Raw genomic sequence first — 15,976 nt, 5'->3', positions numbered from 1 at the left:
GTTTAAGGGGTCAGCACATGCTCACCACGCTCCTCACCGCCTCCGCCGCCACTCTCCTCGTCGGTCCCGCCGCGGGAATGCTGGGCTACCGGCAGATCAAGCGCACCACCCACGCCAGGACGCTCCGCATCACCGCGCCGAACGGGATCGACGAAGCCGGCTTCGTCCGGATCGGCGGACTCGACCAGTGGATCTCGGTCCGCGGCGACGACCGCGCCAACCCCGTCGTGCTGGAGATACACGGCGGCCCCGGCGCCTCCAACCACATCTTTCTGACCCGCACCCGGGGCTGGGAGAAGCACTTCACCGTCGTCCGCTGGGACATGCGCGGCGCGGGCCGGACCTTCGCCCGGCACGGCGCCGCGGGCCAGGGCCCGCTCACCCTCGACCGGCTGTACGGGGACGCGCTGGAGGTCACCGCGCACATCCGCGAGAGGCTGGGCGTCGACAAGGTGCTCCTGGTCGCCAACTCCTTCGGCACCGTCACCGGCCTCCGGCTCGCCCGCAACCACCCCGAGCTGTACTCCGCGTACGTCGGCACCGACCAGAACATCATCGGGGGCGGCCGCGACCACGGCGCCCACCGGGCCCTGCTGGAGCGTCTGGAGAGGGCCGGGAAGCGCAAGGAGGTGGCCGCCGTCACCGCGATGGGCCCCGACGCCTCCGCCTGGACCCCTCAGCAGTGGTCCGAGCACGCCAAGCTCGTCATCACGTCCGACCCGCTGTCGTACGACACGATGAAGACAGTGGTGGTCCGCTCGCTCTGGTTCTCACCGCTGCACACCCTGCGCGGACTGCGCTCCTACCTGGCCGGGATGACCTTCTCGGAGCGGCTGGCGCCCGAGGCCGTGGCGATCGACGAACAGGCCGAGGGAACCGTGTTCCGGTTGCCGGTCTTCCTCTTCCAGGGGGCGCACGACGTACTCACGCCGCCGGAGCCGGCCCGCGCCTTCCTGGACGCCGTCACCGCACCGGTCAAGGACTTCGCGCTCATCGAGGACGCGAGCCACTTCGCCGCGTTCCGCCACCCGGACCGCTTCCTGGAGCTGATGCTCACCCGGGTCCGCCCGGTCATCGACGCGGGCCGAACGGCGGTCTGAAAGGCCGGTCAGGCCACGTTCACCCGCTGGCCGGGCGGGGCCGCCTCCAGCCAGGCCAGAAAGCCGGTCAGCGCGTCCTCGCTCATCGCCAGCTCCAGGCGGGTCTCCCGGTGGAGACAGCCGAGCACGACGGCGTCGGACAGCAGCGCCAGCTCCTCCTCGCCCTCGGGCATCCGGCGGGCGACCACCTCGATGGCCGATCGCTCCAGGACCCGGCGGGGACGCGGGGAGTAGCTGAACACACGGAACCAGTTCACCTTGTCGCCGCTGTACCGGGCGACGCCGTACACCCAGCCCTTGCCCGACAGATCGGGCTCGGCGGGAACGTTCCACCGCAGACTGCAGTCGAAGGTGCCGCCCGAACGCTGGATCAGCCGCCGGCGCAGTCCGAAGACGAACAGCCCCACAGCGACCAGTGCGACAACGAGCCCGCCCACCCACAGCGCGAGGTACATCTCCACCGACCTCCTCGCGTCATCGAGTAAACGGATAACCAAATAATTCAACCGCACCTGCATCGCCTCAGCCGCGACACGGTCTGGAGGGTCTCCAGAACGGGCCGCGGCTGAGGGTAAAGCCGTTGCGCGGGGCGGCTAGTGAGCCGCCACCGCACGCAGTCGCACCTCGGCGCGCCGCTCGGACGCGGCGTCCGCGTCCGACTGCGCACGCTCCAGCGCGCGCTCGGCGCGCTGGACATCGATCTCGTCCGCCAGCTCGGCGATCTCCGCCAGCAGCGAGAGCTTGTCGTCGGCGAAGGAGATGAAACCGCCGTGCACAGCGGCGACGACGGTGCCGCCCTCGCTCGTACGGATCGTCACCGGGCCCGATTCCAGCACACCCAGAAGCGGCTGGTGACCGGGCATGACGCCGATGTCGCCGGACGTGGTGCGCGCGACGACCAGGGTGGCCTCGCCGGACCAGACACTGCGGTCCGCGGCGACCAGCTCGACGTGCAGCTCAGCAGCCAAGGGTGGCTCCTCGGGTCACCACCCGGCGGTCGTGCCGGGTGTTGGGTCAATTCTACGGGGCGTGGTGAGGGGGACGGGACGCACCCGCCCCCCTCGGTGAGCCGGGGGCTCAGGAGACGCCGAGCTCCTTGGCGTTGGCCTTCAGGTCCTCGATGCCACCGCACAGGAAGAACGCCTGCTCCGGGAAGTGGTCGTACTCACCGTCGCAGATCGCGTTGAACGCGGTGATCGACTCGTCGAGCGACACGTCCGAACCGTCGACGCCGGTGAACTGCTTGGCGACGTGGGTGTTCTGCGACAGGAAGCGCTCGACGCGACGGGCACGGTGGACAACGAGCTTGTCCTCCTCGCCCAGCTCGTCGATACCGAGGATCGCGATGATGTCCTGGAGGTCCTTGTACTTCTGGAGGATCCCCTTGACGCGCATGGCCGTGGAGTAGTGGTCCGCGGCGATGTACCGCGGGTCCAGGATGCGGGACGTCGAGTCCAGCGGGTCCACGGCCGGGTAGATGCCCTTCTCGGAGATCGGACGGGAGAGAACCGTCGTCGCGTCGAGGTGGGCGAACGTGGTGGCCGGCGCCGGGTCGGTCAGGTCGTCCGCAGGGACGTAGATCGCCTGCATCGAGGTGATCGAGTGACCGCGGGTCGACGTGATGCGCTCCTGCAGCAGACCCATCTCGTCGGCCAGGTTCGGCTGGTAACCCACCGCGGACGGCATACGGCCGAGCAGGGTGGACACCTCGGAGCCGGCCTGGGTGTACCGGAAGATGTTGTCGATGAAGAAGAGCACGTCCTGCTTCTGCACATCGCGGAAGTACTCCGCCATGGTCAGACCGGCCAGGGCCACGCGCAGACGCGTCCCCGGCGGCTCGTCCATCTGACCGAAGACGAGCGCCGTCTTGTCGATGACGCCGGACTCGGCCATCTCCTCGATGAGGTCGTTGCCCTCACGGGTACGCTCACCGACGCCCGCGAACACCGACACACCGTCGTGGTTGTTGGCGACGCGGTAGATCATTTCCTGGATCAGCACGGTCTTGCCGACACCGGCACCACCGAACAGACCGATCTTTCCACCCTTGACGTACGGGGTGAGAAGGTCGATGACCTTGACGCCGGTCTCGAACATCTCGGTCTTGGACTCGAGCTGGTCGAAGCTGGGCGCCTTGCGGTGGATCGGCCAGCGCTCGGTGACCTCGGCCTCGGCCTCGGGCTTGTTCAGGATCTCACCGAGGGTGTTGAACACCTTGCCCTTGGTGATGTCGCCGACGGGCACCGTGATGCCCGTGCCCGTGTCGGTCACCGGGGCCTGGCGGACCAGACCGTCGGTGGGCTGCATCGAGATCGCGCGGATCACGCCGTCGCCGAGGTGCTGGGCGACTTCGAGCGTCAGCGTCTTGAGCTTGCCGTCCTCGGCCGGGTCGGCCACCTGGACGGTCAGCGCGTTGTAGATGTCCGGCATCGCGTCGACGGGGAACTCCACGTCGACGACCGGGCCGATGACCCGGGCGACGCGGCCCGTGGCAACGGCCGTCTCAACTGTCGTCGTCATTACTTGTCACTCCCCGCGGTCGCGTCGGCCAGCGCGCTGGCACCACCGACGATCTCGCTGATTTCCTGGGTGATTTCGGCCTGGCGGGCCGCGTTGGCAAGCCGGGAGAGGCTCTTGATCAGCTCTCCGGCGTTGTCGGTCGCCGACTTCATCGCACGGCGGCGGGCGGCGTGCTCGGAAGCGGCGGCCTGCAGCAGGGCGTTGTAGATCCGGCTCTCGACGTACCGCGGAAGCAGGGCGTCGAGGACGTCCTCCGCCGACGGCTCGAAGTCGAAGAGCGGCAGGATCTCGCCCTTGCCGTCCTCGTCCTTCGTGGCACCGAGACTGAGCGGCAGCATCCGGTCGTCGACCGGGTTCTGCGTCATCATCGAGACGAACTCGGTGAAGACGATGTGCAGCTCGTCGACGCCGCCCTCGGCGGTCTCGCGCGTCACCGCCTCGATCAGCGGGGCGGCGGCCCGCTTGGCGTCCGCGTACGTCGGGCTGTCGGTGAAGCCGGTCCACGAGTCCGCGAGCTTGCGCTCACGGAAGCCGTAGTAGGCGACACCCTTGCGGCCGATCACATACGTGTCGACCTCCTTGCCCTCACCGCGGAGCCGTGCGGTCAGCTGCTCCGCCGCCTTGATGGCGTTGGAGGAGTAACCGCCGGCCAGACCGCGGTCGCTCGTGATGAGCAGGATCGCGGCCCGGGCCGGGGACTCGGCCTCGGTGGTCAGCGGGTGCTTGGTGGTGGAGCCGGTCGCCACCGCACTCACCGCGCGGGTGAGCTCGGTCGCGTACGGCGTCGACGCCGCCACCTGGCGCTGTGCCTTGACGATGCGCGAGGCGGCGATCATCTCCATCGCCTTGGTGATCTTCTTCGTGGCGGTGACGGAGCGGATGCGGCGCTTGTAAACGCGAAGCTGAGCGCCCATCGATCAGCCCTCGCCCAGGAGCTTGCCGTCCGAGGTCTCGAACTGCTGCTTGAAGGCCGCGATCGCGTCGGCGACCGACTGCAGCGTGTCGTCGGACATCTTGCCGCCCTCGGCGATGCTGGTCAGGAGGTCCTTGCGCTCGCGGCGCAGGTACTCCAGCAGCTCGGTCTCGAAGCGGCGGATGTCCTCGACCGGGACGTCGTCCATCTTGCCGGTGGTGCCGGCCCAGACGGAGACGACCTGCTCCTCGACGGGCATCGGCTGGTACTGGCCCTGCTTCAGCAGCTCGACCATGCGCTTACCGCGCTCCAGCGAGGCCTTCGAGGCCGCGTCCAGGTCGGAACCGAAGGCGGCGAACGCCTCCAGCTCACGGAACTGGGCGAGGTCGACACGGAGGCGGCCGGAGACCTGCTTCATGGCCTTGTGCTGGGCGGAGCCACCGACGCGGGAGACCGAGATACCGACGTTCAGGGCCGGGCGCTGGCCGGCGTTGAACAGGTCGGACTCCAGGAAGCACTGGCCGTCGGTGATGGAGATGACGTTGGTCGGGATGAACGCCGACACGTCGTTCGCCTTGGTCTCGACGATCGGGAGGCCCGTCATCGAACCGGCACCCATGTCGTCGGAGAGCTTGGCGCAGCGCTCCAGCAGACGCGAGTGGAGGTAGAAGACGTCGCCCGGGTAGGCCTCGCGGCCCGGCGGACGGCGCAGCAGAAGCGACACGGCGCGGTAGGCGTCGGCCTGCTTCGAGAGGTCGTCGAAGATGATCAGGACGTGCTTGCCGTCGTACATCCAGTGCTGGCCGATGGCCGAGCCGGTGTACGGCGCCAGGTACTTGAAGCCGGCCGGGTCGGACGCCGGGGCGGCGACGATGGTCGTGTACTCCAGCGCGCCGGCCTCTTCGAGGGCACCGCGCACGGAGGCGATGGTGGAGCCCTTCTGACCGATGGCGACGTAGATGCAGCGGACCTGCTTGTTCACGTCGCCCGAGCGCCAGTTGTCGCGCTGGTTGATGATCGTGTCGACGGCCAGAGCGGTCTTGCCGGTCTGACGGTCACCAATGATCAGCTGACGCTGGCCGCGGCCGATCGGCACCATGGCGTCGACGGCCTTGTAGCCGGTCTGCATCGGCTCGTGCACCGACTTGCGGACCATGACGCCAGGGGCCTGCAGCTCGAGGGCGCGGCGGCCGTCGGTCGCGATCTCGCCGAGACCGTCGATCGGGTTGCCGAGCGGGTCGACGACACGGCCGAGGTAACCCTCGCCGACGCCGACGGAGAGCACCTCACCGGTGCGCTGCACCGGCTGGCCCTCCTCGATACCGCTGAACTCGCCGAGAACGATCGCACCGATCTCGCGCTCCTCAAGGTTGAGGGCGAGACCGAGGGTGCCGTCCTCGAACTTCAGCAGCTCGTTCGCCATGGCGGAGGGCAGGCCCTCCACCTTCGCGATGCCGTCGCCGGCAACGCTGACCGTACCGACCTCCTCGCGCGAGGCCGCGTCCGGCTTGTACGACTGGACAAAGTTCTCCAGCGCGTCCCGGATCTCCTCCGGCCGGATCGTGAGCTCCGCCATCTGGGTTCCCTGCTCTCCTTGTTGGGCCCGAAGTTTCTTAAGGGGGTCTGGGGGCCGACCCCCAGGAATCTTCTGCAGTTTCTGCACGGCCCAACCGGGCCGCTGGTCTTGCTCTGTTCTGTTGGGTGCGCCGCGCTCGGTCAGCCGGCCATGCGACGGGTCGCCTCGTCGAGGCGCTCCGCGATGGTGCCGTTGATGACCTCGTCGCCGACCCGCACCGCGATCCCGCCGAGGACCTCGGGGTCCACATCGAGATTCAGGTGCATCTGCCGGCCGTAGAGCTTCGCCAGGGCCGCGCCGAGGCGCTGCTTCTGGCGGTCACTGAGCGGCACCGCCGAGGTGACGACCGCGACCGTACGGTCCCGGCGCTCCGCGGCGAGCTTGGAGAGGGAGTCGAGTCCCGCTTCCAGGCTACGTCCCCGGGGCTGGGTGACGAGTCGCACGACGACGCGCTCGGTGGTGGGCCGGGCCTTTCCGCCGAGCAGGCTGCGCAGCAGCTCGCCCTTGGCGGCCGGGCTCGCGGTCCGGCTGGTGAGCGCGGAGCGCAGCTCCGTGTCCGAGGCCACGATCCGGCCGAACCGGAACAGCTCGTCCTCGACGTCGTCGAGGTCACCGCTGCGCTGGGCGGCGGTGAGGTCGGCGGTGTTCGCCAGCTCCTCGATCGCGTCGACCAGGTCGCGCGACTGCGACCAGCGCGAGCGGACCATGCCGGAGACCAGATCGACGGCTTCGCCGCCCACCTGGCCGTTCAGCAGACGTCCGGCGAGCTCGGCCCTGGCCTCGGCGGCCTGCGCCGGGTCGGTCAGGACCCGGCGCAGCGACACCTCGCGGTGCAGCAGCGCCGTGACGCCGGCCAGGTCCTCGGCGAGCTTCGACGCGTCGACCGACGTGCTGTCGGTCAGCGCGTCGAGACGCTCGCGTGCGGCAGCCAGTGCCTCGCGGCTCGCGCTGTTCATCGGACGGCCTCGGCCTTCGCCTCGAGCTCGTCGAGGAAGCGGTCGACGGTGCCGCTCTGCCGGGCGTGGTCCTCGAGGGACTCGCCGACGAGCTTGCCGGCCAGGTCGGTGGCGAGCTTGCCCACGTCCTGGCGCAGCGCGGCGGCGGCGGCCTTGCGGTCGGCCTCGATCTGGGCGTGGCCGGCGGCGACGATCTCGTCGCGCTGGCGCTGGCCCTCGGCACGCATTTCCTGCAGGATCACGGCGCCCTGCTCCTGCGCCTCCTGGCGCAGACGAGCGGCTTCGTGGCGGGCCTCGGCGAGCTGAGCCTTGTACTGCTCAAGAACGCTCTGGGCCTCGGTCTGGGCCGCATCGGCCTTCTCGATCCCGCCTTCGATGGCCTCGCGGCGCTCTTCCAGAACCTTGTTGATGTTCGGGAGGAGCTTCTTGGCGAGGAAGCCGAAGACGATGACGAAAGCGATGAGGCCAATGACGAGCTCAGGGATCGGCGGAATGAGCGGGTTTTCCGCTTCCTCCGCCGCGAGCTGAACCAGGGGGTTCACGTCAGTGCCTTCCGTCGAATGGGCTGTTCGCGACCGGTCAGGCGGTCGGGTAGACGAACGGCATGACCAGACCGATCAGGGCGAGCGCCTCACAGAAGGCGAAGCCGAGGATCTGGTTGGCGCGGATGAGACCGGCAGCCTCGGGCTGACGGGCGAGCGCCTGGGTGCCGTTACCGAAGATGATGCCGATGCCGACGCCGGGGCCGATCGCGGCGAGGCCGTAACCGATCGAGCCGAGGTTGCCCTTGATTTCGACGCCGGCGGCGAGGGTCTGGAGAGCGGACATGCCGGTTCTTCCTTCTCTTTCAATGTCCGGTGGGGGTTGGCCACCGGGTGCTTCAGGAGGTGGGTGCTCAGTGGCCCTTGGCGAGAGCGCCCTGGATGTAGCTGCAGGCCAGCAGGACGAACACATAGGCCTGGACAGCCTGGATGAAGAGCTCGAAGGCCGTCATCACGAGGACCATCACGAACGAGACGCCCGCGTACGCGATCCCGATGCCGTTGAGCATGTACCAGCTGGCGATCGTGAAGAGCAGCAGGAGCGTGTGGCCCGCGAACATGTTGGCGAAGAGTCGGACCGCGTGCGTGAACGGCCGGACCAGCAGGTTCGAGAAGAACTCGATGGTCATCGAGAGCGGCAGGACCCCGCCGAGGTTCTTGTCGTAGCCCGTGAAGTTCTTCAGGGCCCCGACGAAGCCGTGCTTCTTGAAGGTCAGACCGACCCAGAGCACGTAGACGATGCCGGCGAGGACCGCCGGGTACGAGATGATCGCCGTCACGGGGAACTGGGCGATCGGGATGATCGACCAGAGGTTCATCATCCAGATGACGAAGAACAGCGAGACCATCAGCGGGACGTACTTCTCGCCGTCGCGCTTGCCGATCGTCTCGTAGACGATGCCGCGGCGGATGAAGTCGTAACCGGCCTCGGCGGTCATCTGAAGCTTGCCGGGCACCAACTTCGGCTTGCGGAAGGCGGCCCAGAAGAAGCCAACGATGATCACCGAGCCGAGCAGGGCCAGCAGCATCGTCTTGTTGAAGTACAAGTTGCTGTCCGCGTCGCCCCAGAGGGGCTCGAACAGGAACGAGTGCAGGCCGGGTGCCGGAAAGCCACAACCGTCGAAGAGGTGGCAATCGGTCTCGAAGGCGAGCACCTGTGTCGGGTCAGCACTCACCGCGGGCTCCTTCAGCGTGGCGCATAGGTACGGCAACCTCGTTGTGTCGGCGCGGCGCGCAGCCGCGGTTCGGCACTGGACTGGTGTTTCGGATGTGTGAGCGGCAGTCAGGCATGTGAGCCTCGCGATCGAGCAGGCGTCAGCTCACATGCACGCGCCCGCAGTGCCGCAGTTGGAACCGGACGATAGCAGGGTCCTGAACCTGCACTTATTCCGCCCCTACCCTTCACGCTCGGGACCCCGGCTTCTTCGGCTTCTCGGCCTGGTCGGACTCGGGTTCCACGTAAAGGATCTTGGCCTTCATGTGCGCACGCGCCTGTGCGCCGATCCACACGAGGGTGGTCGCGACCAGCGTGATCGCGAATGCCTTCGGGTTGAACAGCGAGGTGTTCTTGAATACGGCGACGAAGATGAACAGGAGCAGGAGCTGCGCCGTGTAGAGCGCGAGCCCCATCGCCTGGAAGAGGTGAGGCATGGACCGGGCGGTCCGCTGCAGGACGACCATCCCGATCCCCATGAAGAGGATCACCACGATCGTCCCGACGAGCGCGCCCAGGGCTCCCTTGCCGCCCGCGACGCCACCGCTGATCGCGACGGCTGCGACGCCGGCGGTGGCGGTGGGTACGGCGGTCTGGAGGAGAGTCCGGACGTCGTTGGACGGCATGGCGGCAGCTCCGCTTGCTGGGGGTGGGCAGTGTGTCGTCATGGACGAGCGTAGGGCCGGTGAGAGTCGAACCCTCGGGGGCCAAGGGACCGTGCTACTCAGGTCCTTCGGCTCTGTCACCGGGTTCGTGAACGGTATCACAAACTATTTGATGAGGTCTTTACCAAGAAAGTGTGCTTGCTGTCACACGTGAGAGCTAATTCGCGCGTGTGAGCAAGACAACTCCGACCCTTGTCTGGTATTGCCCCGCGATGACCGAAATATCAACGGGTGGAATCCGCCTTGCGACGATCCGAGAACCTCGCACGGGGGCCGATCGCGGTCGCCCCGTTGACGCCGGAGACACCCGCGGCGATCGGCGCCCGCGGTGAAGGCTCCTGTCCCTCCTGCCCCATCCGCCCGTCCTGGGGCCCCTGTTGGCCCTCCTGGGCGCCTTCGGCGGACGCCCCGGGGTCCTGGACCCCGCCCCGCTTCCGCCGCCGGTAGCGGGGCGGTACGAAGCGCTCGGCCCAGCGCGGCGCGCGGGGGGTGAACCGGGGCATCAGCAGCAGGATCAGACCCAGCGTGGAGAGCCCGGTGATCGCCAGCACGATCCACATCGACGTCGAGTGCACCGAGTAGCCCACCGCGCCGAAGGCGATCAGCGCCGACCAGAAGTACATGATCAGCACCGAGCGGCTGTGCGAGTGGCCGATCTCCAGCAGCCGGTGGTGCAGATGGCCGCGGTCGGCGGCGAACGGCGACTGCCCGTTCCAGGTCCGCCGCACGATGGCGAGCACCAGGTCCGCCGCCGGGATGGCGATGATCGTCAGCGGCAGCAGCAGCGGGATGAAGACCGGGAGCATCGCGTGGGTGGCCTGCCGCTCGCTGCCCGCGAAGAGCTTCATCGCGTCCGGGTCGACCTGCCCGGTCACCGAGATCGCGCCCGCGGCGAGGACCAGGCCGATCAGCATCGATCCCGAGTCCCCCATGAAGATCCGGGCCGGGTGCATGTTGTGCGGCAGGAAGCCCAGGCACATCCCCATCAGGATCGCCGTGAAGAGCGTCGCGGGGGCCGCCGCCTCGATGCCGTACCCGTACCAGAGCCGGTACGTGTAGAGGAAGAGCGCCGCTGCGGCGATGCAGACCATGCCGGCCGCCAGACCGTCCAGCCCGTCCACGAAGTTGACCGCGTTGATCGTGATCACGACCAGCGCGACCGTGAGCAGCGTGCCCTGCCACTGGGTGAGCGGCACCGTGCCGACGCCGGGGATCGGCAGCCACAGGATGGTGAGGCCCTGGAGCACCATGACCGCGGCGGCGATCATCTGCCCGCCGAGCTTGATCAGGGCGTCGATCTCGAACTTGTCGTCCAACACCCCGATCAGCCAGATCAGCGCGGCGCCCGAGAGCAGCGCGCGCGGTTCGTTGGAGAGGTCGAAGACGCCGTCGAGATTGGCCAGGTGGTCGGCGACGATGAGCCCCGCGCAGAGCCCGCCGAACATGGCGATGCCGCCGAGCCTCGGTGTCGGTTCGCGGTGCACGTCGCGCGCGCGGATCGCGGGCATCGCCCCGACCGCGATGGCGAACTTACGCACCGGGCCGGTGAGCAGGTACGTCACCGCGGCCGTGACACAGAGCGTCAGCAAGTAATCACGCACGGGCTGCCCCATAAATGTCGCCGGCCATCTCAGCCCACACCTTAACTAGGTCCGCCTCATGGTTGAGGACACGGAGCACCCCGCGATGGTTGCACAGGGCACTCCTTTACGGACAAATGTGCGATGTCACCCCGGGTACGGCGGATGCGCCTCGGCCATCTCGCGCACCTCGGCGCCCGCGTCGCCCTCCCCGCGCACGGCCGAGCCGATCAGCACGGCGAGTCTGGCCATGTCCGCGTCGTCCATGCCCTGGGTGGTGAGGGCCGCGGTGCCCAGCCGGATCCCCCGGGCGTTCCCGTACGGCAGCGCACAGGTGTCCAGCACCATCCCCGCGCCGGCCAGCCGCGCGCGGGCCTCGGGGCCGTCGGCGCCCAGCGGCGCCGGGTCCGCGACGATCAGATGGGTGTCGGTGCCGCCCGTGACGATCTCGAAGCCCTCCGCCTCCAGACCGGCGGCCAGCACCCGGGCGTGGGCCACCACCCGATGGGCGTACGCGGCGAAGGACGGCGCCGCCGCCTCCCCGAAGGCCACCGCCTTCGCGGCCACGGTGTGCATCTGCGCGCCGCCCTGGGTGAACGGGAACACCGCGCGGTCGATCCGCTCCGCCAGGTCCGCCCCGCACAGCAGCATCCCGCCGCGCGGGCCGCGCAGCACCTTGTGCGTGGTCGCGCAGACGACGTCCGCGTACGGAACGGGGTTCGGCGCCGCTCCCCCGGCGATCAGCCCCATCGGATGCGCGGCGTCGGCGATCAGGAACGCGCCCACCTCGTCGCAGATCTCCCGGAAGCGCGCGTGGTCGATGTGACGCGGATAGGAGATCGAACCGCTGACGACCGCCTTGGGGCGGTGCGCCAGGGCCAGGGCCCGGACCTGGTCGTAGTCGATCAGCCCGCTCTCCGGGTCCACCCCGTAGCCGATGAACTCGAACCACCGGCCGGAGAAGTTGGCGGGCGAACCGTGGGTGAGATGGCCCCCGTACGGGAGACCCATCGCCAGGACCGTGTCCCCGGGCCGCAGCAGCGCCGCGTAGGCGGCGAGGACGGCAGAGGAGCCGGAGTGCGGCTGCACATTGGCGTGCTCGGCGCCGAAGAGCGCGGTGGCCCGGCGGACAGCGATCCGCTCGGCCGCGTCCGCCTGCTCGCAGCCGCCGTGGTGGCGGGCGCCGGGATATCCCTCGGCGTACTTGTTGGCGAGCGGGGAGCCGAGGGCGGCCAGGACGGCGGGCGAGACGAAGTTCTCCGCTGCCGTCAGCTGGAGCGTGTGCGCCTGCCGGTGCGCCTCCCCCGCCAGTACGCCGGCGATCTCCGGATCCTCCCGGAGCAGCGCCCCGAAGTCCTGCGGCACGGCGGTGGCGGCGGACGGTGAGCTGGCGCTGGTGACCGGCATCGGGGGCTCCGGGCCTGGGGAGGGGTGGCGTCGGCTCCAATGTAGGCCCGTACGGCGGCCGCTGCCCGCTGCCGGACCCGGGTGCACCCGTCCGGACCCCGGGCACCGCGTCCGCGCCGTACGGCCGAGGGCGCGCTCTCGGCGCCCCGGGTCGGATCAGTGCGCGGCGGGCACGCCGGTGAGCGCGGTGACGACGGGGTCCAGGGCCTGGTTGATCTCGTCGCCGATGGACCGGAAGAACGTGATGGGGGCGCCGTACGGGTCGTGGACCTCGTCGGCGTCCGCGGTGGGGGCGAGCAGCCAGCCGCGCAGTGCGGCGGCCGCCCGGACCAGGGCGCGGGCGCGCTCGACGACGCCCTCGTCCCGGGCGTCGGGCAGGGTCGCCGGGTCTATCGCCCGGACGAGCCGGGTGAACTCCTTGAGCGTGAAGGTGCGCAGCCCCGCCGAATGCCCCATGGAGATCACCTGGGCCCGGTGGTCGCGGGTCGCGGTGAGGACGAGGTCGGCGCGGATCACGTGCTCGTCGAGGAGCTCGCGGCCCACGAAGCCGGTGGCGTCGGCGCCGAAGTCGGCGAGGACCACCTCCGCGTTGGCCTCCATGGGGGCGCCCTCGTGCCCCCAGGTTCCGGCGCTCTCCACGATCAGCCCGCCCTGGAGCGGATCGCCCAGCCGGTCCACGAGGGCATGCCGGGTCAGCCGCTCGGTGATCGGTGAGCGGCACACGTTGCCGGTGCTGACGTGGAGGATGCGGAAGGTGTCGGTCCGACCCGCTATGCCACGCCCCTCAGGGGCGGTCAATTGGCCACCTCGAGGTCGGGTACCACCGTGCGCAGGTCCTCCGCGGAGAGCGCCCCGGCCCGCAGCAGGACCGGCACCTTGCCCGTGACGTCGACGATCGAGGAGGGCACGATGCCCGGGGTCGGACCGCCGTCGAGGTAGACGGAGACGGCGTCGCCGAGCATCTCCTGGGCGGCGTCGCAGTCCTCGGGGGCCGGGTGGCCCGTGAGGTTGGCGCTGGAGACGGCCATCGGGCCGACCTCCGTGAGCAGTTCGATGGCGACCGGGTGCAGCGGCATCCGGATCGCGACGGTGCCCCGGGTGTCGCCCAGGTCCCACTGGAGCGAGGGCTGGTGCTTGGCGATGATCGTCAGGGCGCCCGGCCAGAAGGCGTCGACCAGCTCCCAGGCCTGCTCGGAGAAGTCGGTGACCAGGCCGTGCAGGGTGTTCGGCGAGCCGATCAGCACGGGCGAGGGCATGTTCCGGCCGCGTCCCTTGGCCTCCAGCAGATCGCCGACCGCCTCGGAGCCGAAGGCGTCCGCACCGATCCCGTACACGGTGTCGGTGGGCAGCACGACCAGCTCGCCGCGGCGGACGGCCGACGCGGCCTCGCGCAGACCCGTCGTACGGTCGGTCGCGTCGTTGCAGTCGTATCGCCGTGCCATCTAGCCGGCCTCCTCAAGCATGTACGGGTAGGGCTGGTACGGGCGGGTGCCGGCGGTCACGGCATGGCCTTGCGGGCCGTGGCGAACCGGGGGCGCCGGTTGAGGTCGGGGTGGTCGGCCGCGTCCGCCCAGCCCCGCTCCTCGGTGAAGATCCACGGCACCTGGCCGCCCTGGGTGTCGGCGTGCTCGATGACGACGAGCCCGCCGGGGCGCAGCAGCCGGTGCGCGGTGCGCTCGATGCCCCGGATGGTGTCGAGGCCGTCCTCGCCGGAGAAGAGGGCCATCTCCGGGTCGTGGTCACGGGCCTCGGGCGCCACGTACTCCCATTCGGTGAGCGGGATGTAGGGCGGGTTGGAGATGACCAGGTCGACCTGGCCGTCCAGCTCGGGCAGGGCGGTCAGGGCGTCGCCCCGGTGGACGGTGACCCTGGAGTCCTCGGCGTTCTTCCGGGTCCACTTCAGGGCGTCCTCGGACAGCTCCACGGCGTGCACGCGCGAGCGCGGCACCTCCTGGGCCATGGCGAGGGCGATGGCGCCGGATCCGGTGCACAGGTCGACGATCAGCGGTTCGACGACGTCCATCGCGCGGACGGCGTCTATCGCCCAGCCGACCACCGACTCGGTCTCCGGCCGGGGCACGAAGACCCCGGGGCCGACCTGGAGCTCCAGATAGCGGAAGAAGGCCCGGCCGGTGATGTGCTGGAGCGGTTCGCGGGCCTCGCGGCGGGCGATGGTCTCCCAGTAGCGGGCGTCGAAGTCGGCGTCCGGCACGCTGTGCAGCTCGCCCCGCTTGACGCCGTGCACGAACGCGGCGAGTTCCTCGGCGTCGAAGCGCGGCGAAGGGACACCGGCGTCGGCCAGCCGCTGGGTGGCCTGGGCCACCTCGGCGAGCAGCAGGTTCATCGCGGTTCTCCGTACGGGTTCACGGGCGGTGCGGTCAGAGGGGCTCGGCTCACGCGTTGGCGAGCTTGGCCGCCGAGTCGGCGTCGACACAGGCCTGGATCACGGCGTCCAGGTCCCCGTCGAGCACCTGGTCCAAGTTGTACGCCTTGAAGCCGACGCGATGGTCCGAGATGCGGTTTTCCGGGAAGTTGTACGTACGGATCTTCTCGGACCGGTCGACCGTGCGCACCTGGCTGCGGCGCACGTCGGAGGCTTCCTGCTCGGCGGCCTCCTGGGCGGCGGCCAGCAGCCGCGAGCGCAGGATGCGCATGGCCTGCTCCTTGTTCTGGAGCTGGCTCTTCTCGTTCTGGCAGGAGGCGACGACGCCGGTCGGCAGGTGGGTGATGCGGACCGCGGAGTCGGTGGTGTTGACGGACTGCCCGCCGGGGCCGGAGGAGCGGTAGACGTCGATGCGCAGGTCGTTGGCGTGGATCTCCACGTCGACCTCCTCGGCCTCGGGGGTGACGAGCACGCCGGCGGCGGAGGTGTGGATGCGGCCCTGGGACTCGGTGGAGGGCACGCGCTGCACGCGGTGCACACCGCCCTCGTACTTCATCCGGGCCCAGACGCCCTGGCCGGGCTCGGTGGCGCCGTTGCCGCCCTTGGTGCGCACGGAGACCTGGACGTCCTTGTAGCCGCCCAGCTCGGACTCGGTGGAGTCGATGATCTCGGTCTTCCAGCCGACGCGCTCGGCGTAGCGCAGATACATGCGCAGGAGGTCGCCGGCGAACAGGGCGGACTCGTCGCCGCCCGCGCCGGCCTTGATCTCCAGGAGCACGTCCTTGTCGTCGCTGGGGTCGCGCGGAACGAGCAGCAGGCGGAGCTTCTCGGTGAGTTCCTCGCGCTCCTGCTCCAGTTCCTTGACCTCGGCGGCGAAGTCGGGGTCGTCGGCGGCGAACTCGCGGGCGGTCTCGATGTCGTCGCCGGCCTGCTTCCAGGAGCGGTAGGTGGAGACGATGGGAGTCAGCTCGGCGTAGCGCTTGTTCAGCTTGCGCGCGTTGGCCTGGTCCGCGTGGACCGCGGGGTCCGCGAGCTTCTTCTCGAGATCGGACTGCTCGCCGATCAGTTCCTCGACCGCCTCGAACATCTTCGGGCTCCTGGTTCCTTCGCTCGTCGTGCCT

At 69.6% G+C, this 15,976-nt stretch carries 17 protein-coding genes; 1 reads left to right on the top strand and 16 read right to left on the bottom strand.

The genetic code is table 11. The features are described 5' to 3' along the window. The first annotated feature begins 17 nt into the window (after positions 1-17). Positions 18-1,100 carry an alpha/beta fold hydrolase gene (locus tag ACFVDM_RS09235; protein ID WP_383635063.1) on the top strand — a complete coding sequence of 361 codons (1,083 nt, stop codon included), beginning with the start codon at positions 18-20 and terminating at the stop codon, positions 1,098-1,100. Positions 1,101-1,108: 8 nt separating this feature from the next. Here ACFVDM_RS09235 and ACFVDM_RS09230 read toward each other — a convergent pair whose 3' ends face one another. The 16 genes from ACFVDM_RS09230 to prfA all read right to left on the bottom strand — a co-directional run bounded on the left by ACFVDM_RS09230 (position 1,109) and on the right by prfA (position 15,942). Next, complete coding sequence (locus ACFVDM_RS09230) at positions 1,109-1,555, bottom strand: DUF2550 domain-containing protein (protein WP_383635456.1); 447 nt, start codon at positions 1,553-1,555, stop codon at positions 1,109-1,111. A 138-nt stretch (positions 1,556-1,693) separates the two neighbouring features. Continuing rightward, positions 1,694-2,068 (bottom strand): F0F1 ATP synthase subunit epsilon, encoded by a 375-nt coding sequence (locus tag ACFVDM_RS09225; RefSeq protein WP_383635061.1) that lies wholly within the window; start codon positions 2,066-2,068, stop codon positions 1,694-1,696. Between the two features lie 109 nt (positions 2,069-2,177). After that, entirely contained in the window at positions 2,178-3,620 is a 1,443-nt protein-coding gene (atpD, locus tag ACFVDM_RS09220) for a F0F1 ATP synthase subunit beta (RefSeq protein WP_383635059.1), read from the bottom strand. Further along, positions 3,620-4,534 carry a F0F1 ATP synthase subunit gamma gene (locus tag ACFVDM_RS09215; RefSeq protein WP_383635057.1) on the bottom strand — a complete coding sequence of 305 codons (915 nt, stop codon included), beginning with the start codon at positions 4,532-4,534 and terminating at the stop codon, positions 3,620-3,622. The genes atpD and ACFVDM_RS09215 overlap by 1 nt, the downstream gene beginning before the upstream one ends. Before the next feature lie 3 nt (positions 4,535-4,537). Beyond that, complete coding sequence (gene atpA / locus ACFVDM_RS09210) at positions 4,538-6,109, bottom strand: F0F1 ATP synthase subunit alpha (protein ID WP_383635055.1); 1,572 nt, start codon at positions 6,107-6,109, stop codon at positions 4,538-4,540. 140 nt (positions 6,110-6,249) lie between these two features. Continuing rightward, positions 6,250-7,065: a F0F1 ATP synthase subunit delta gene (locus ACFVDM_RS09205; protein WP_383635053.1), complete on the bottom strand. Its 816-nt coding sequence runs from the start codon at positions 7,063-7,065 to the stop codon at positions 6,250-6,252. Next, positions 7,062-7,607 (bottom strand): F0F1 ATP synthase subunit B, encoded by a 546-nt coding sequence (locus ACFVDM_RS09200; protein WP_361019640.1) that lies wholly within the window; start codon positions 7,605-7,607, stop codon positions 7,062-7,064. The genes ACFVDM_RS09205 and ACFVDM_RS09200 overlap by 4 nt, the downstream gene beginning before the upstream one ends. A gap of 37 nt (positions 7,608-7,644) precedes the next feature. Then, positions 7,645-7,893, bottom strand: coding sequence for an ATP synthase F0 subunit C (gene atpE, locus ACFVDM_RS09195; RefSeq protein ID WP_330313742.1), 249 nt, complete (start codon positions 7,891-7,893; stop codon positions 7,645-7,647). Positions 7,894-7,960: 67 nt separating this feature from the next. Further along, entirely contained in the window at positions 7,961-8,782 is an 822-nt protein-coding gene (atpB, locus tag ACFVDM_RS09190; RefSeq protein WP_383635051.1) for a F0F1 ATP synthase subunit A, read from the bottom strand. A gap of 226 nt (positions 8,783-9,008) precedes the next feature. Next, positions 9,009-9,446 (bottom strand): hypothetical protein, encoded by a 438-nt coding sequence (locus ACFVDM_RS09185; RefSeq protein WP_383635049.1) that lies wholly within the window; start codon positions 9,444-9,446, stop codon positions 9,009-9,011. 263 nt (positions 9,447-9,709) lie between these two features. Next, positions 9,710-11,098, bottom strand: a complete 1,389-nt coding sequence (locus ACFVDM_RS09180; protein WP_383635047.1) for an MraY family glycosyltransferase — start codon at positions 11,096-11,098, stop codon at positions 9,710-9,712. A gap of 114 nt (positions 11,099-11,212) precedes the next feature. Then, positions 11,213-12,472, bottom strand: a complete 1,260-nt coding sequence (glyA, locus tag ACFVDM_RS09175) for a serine hydroxymethyltransferase (protein ID WP_383635045.1) — start codon at positions 12,470-12,472, stop codon at positions 11,213-11,215. A gap of 156 nt (positions 12,473-12,628) precedes the next feature. Then, positions 12,629-13,270 carry a protein-tyrosine-phosphatase gene (locus tag ACFVDM_RS09170; protein WP_383635043.1) on the bottom strand — a complete coding sequence of 214 codons (642 nt, stop codon included), beginning with the start codon at positions 13,268-13,270 and terminating at the stop codon, positions 12,629-12,631. Continuing rightward, positions 13,267-13,914 (bottom strand): L-threonylcarbamoyladenylate synthase, encoded by a 648-nt coding sequence (locus tag ACFVDM_RS09165; RefSeq protein WP_383635041.1) that lies wholly within the window; start codon positions 13,912-13,914, stop codon positions 13,267-13,269. The genes ACFVDM_RS09170 and ACFVDM_RS09165 overlap by 4 nt, the downstream gene beginning before the upstream one ends. A 56-nt stretch (positions 13,915-13,970) precedes the next feature. Continuing rightward, positions 13,971-14,816, bottom strand: coding sequence for a peptide chain release factor N(5)-glutamine methyltransferase (gene prmC, locus ACFVDM_RS09160; RefSeq protein ID WP_383635039.1), 846 nt, complete (start codon positions 14,814-14,816; stop codon positions 13,971-13,973). 49 nt (positions 14,817-14,865) lie between these two features. Continuing rightward, positions 14,866-15,942: a peptide chain release factor 1 gene (gene prfA, locus ACFVDM_RS09155; protein ID WP_383635037.1), complete on the bottom strand. Its 1,077-nt coding sequence runs from the start codon at positions 15,940-15,942 to the stop codon at positions 14,866-14,868. Between the last annotated feature and the right edge of the window lie 34 nt (positions 15,943-15,976).

Origin of the sequence: Streptomyces sp. NPDC057682 (assembly GCF_042799575.1) — a bacterium.
Lineage (GTDB): Bacteria > Actinomycetota > Actinomycetes > Streptomycetales > Streptomycetaceae > Streptomyces.
This window is presented reverse-complemented; position numbering and strand designations above follow the sequence as displayed.

Bases quoted from the DNA above. Each gene is read 5' to 3' on its own strand.
- ACFVDM_RS09215 (WP_383635057.1), bottom strand. From the start codon at position 4,534: ATGGGCGCTCAGCTTCGCGTTTACAAGCGCCGCATCCGCTCCGTCACC.
- ACFVDM_RS09235 (WP_383635063.1), top strand. From the start codon at position 18: ATGCTCACCACGCTCCTCACCGCCTCCGCCGCCACTCTCCTCGTCGGT.
- prfA (WP_383635037.1), bottom strand. From the start codon at position 15,942: ATGTTCGAGGCGGTCGAGGAACTGATCGGCGAGCAGTCCGATCTCGAG.
- ACFVDM_RS09165 (WP_383635041.1), bottom strand. From the start codon at position 13,914: ATGGCACGGCGATACGACTGCAACGACGCGACCGACCGTACGACGGGT.
- ACFVDM_RS09205 (WP_383635053.1), bottom strand. From the start codon at position 7,065: ATGAACAGCGCGAGCCGCGAGGCACTGGCTGCCGCACGCGAGCGTCTC.
- ACFVDM_RS09180 (WP_383635047.1), bottom strand. From the start codon at position 11,098: ATGGGGCAGCCCGTGCGTGATTACTTGCTGACGCTCTGTGTCACGGCC.
- atpD (WP_383635059.1), bottom strand. From the start codon at position 3,620: ATGACGACGACAGTTGAGACGGCCGTTGCCACGGGCCGCGTCGCCCGG.
- prmC (WP_383635039.1), bottom strand. From the start codon at position 14,816: ATGAACCTGCTGCTCGCCGAGGTGGCCCAGGCCACCCAGCGGCTGGCC.
- atpE (WP_330313742.1), bottom strand. From the start codon at position 7,893: ATGTCCGCTCTCCAGACCCTCGCCGCCGGCGTCGAAATCAAGGGCAAC.
- glyA (WP_383635045.1), bottom strand. From the start codon at position 12,472: ATGCCGGTCACCAGCGCCAGCTCACCGTCCGCCGCCACCGCCGTGCCG.
- atpA (WP_383635055.1), bottom strand. From the start codon at position 6,109: ATGGCGGAGCTCACGATCCGGCCGGAGGAGATCCGGGACGCGCTGGAG.
- ACFVDM_RS09230 (WP_383635456.1), bottom strand. From the start codon at position 1,555: ATGTACCTCGCGCTGTGGGTGGGCGGGCTCGTTGTCGCACTGGTCGCT.
- ACFVDM_RS09185 (WP_383635049.1), bottom strand. From the start codon at position 9,446: ATGCCGTCCAACGACGTCCGGACTCTCCTCCAGACCGCCGTACCCACC.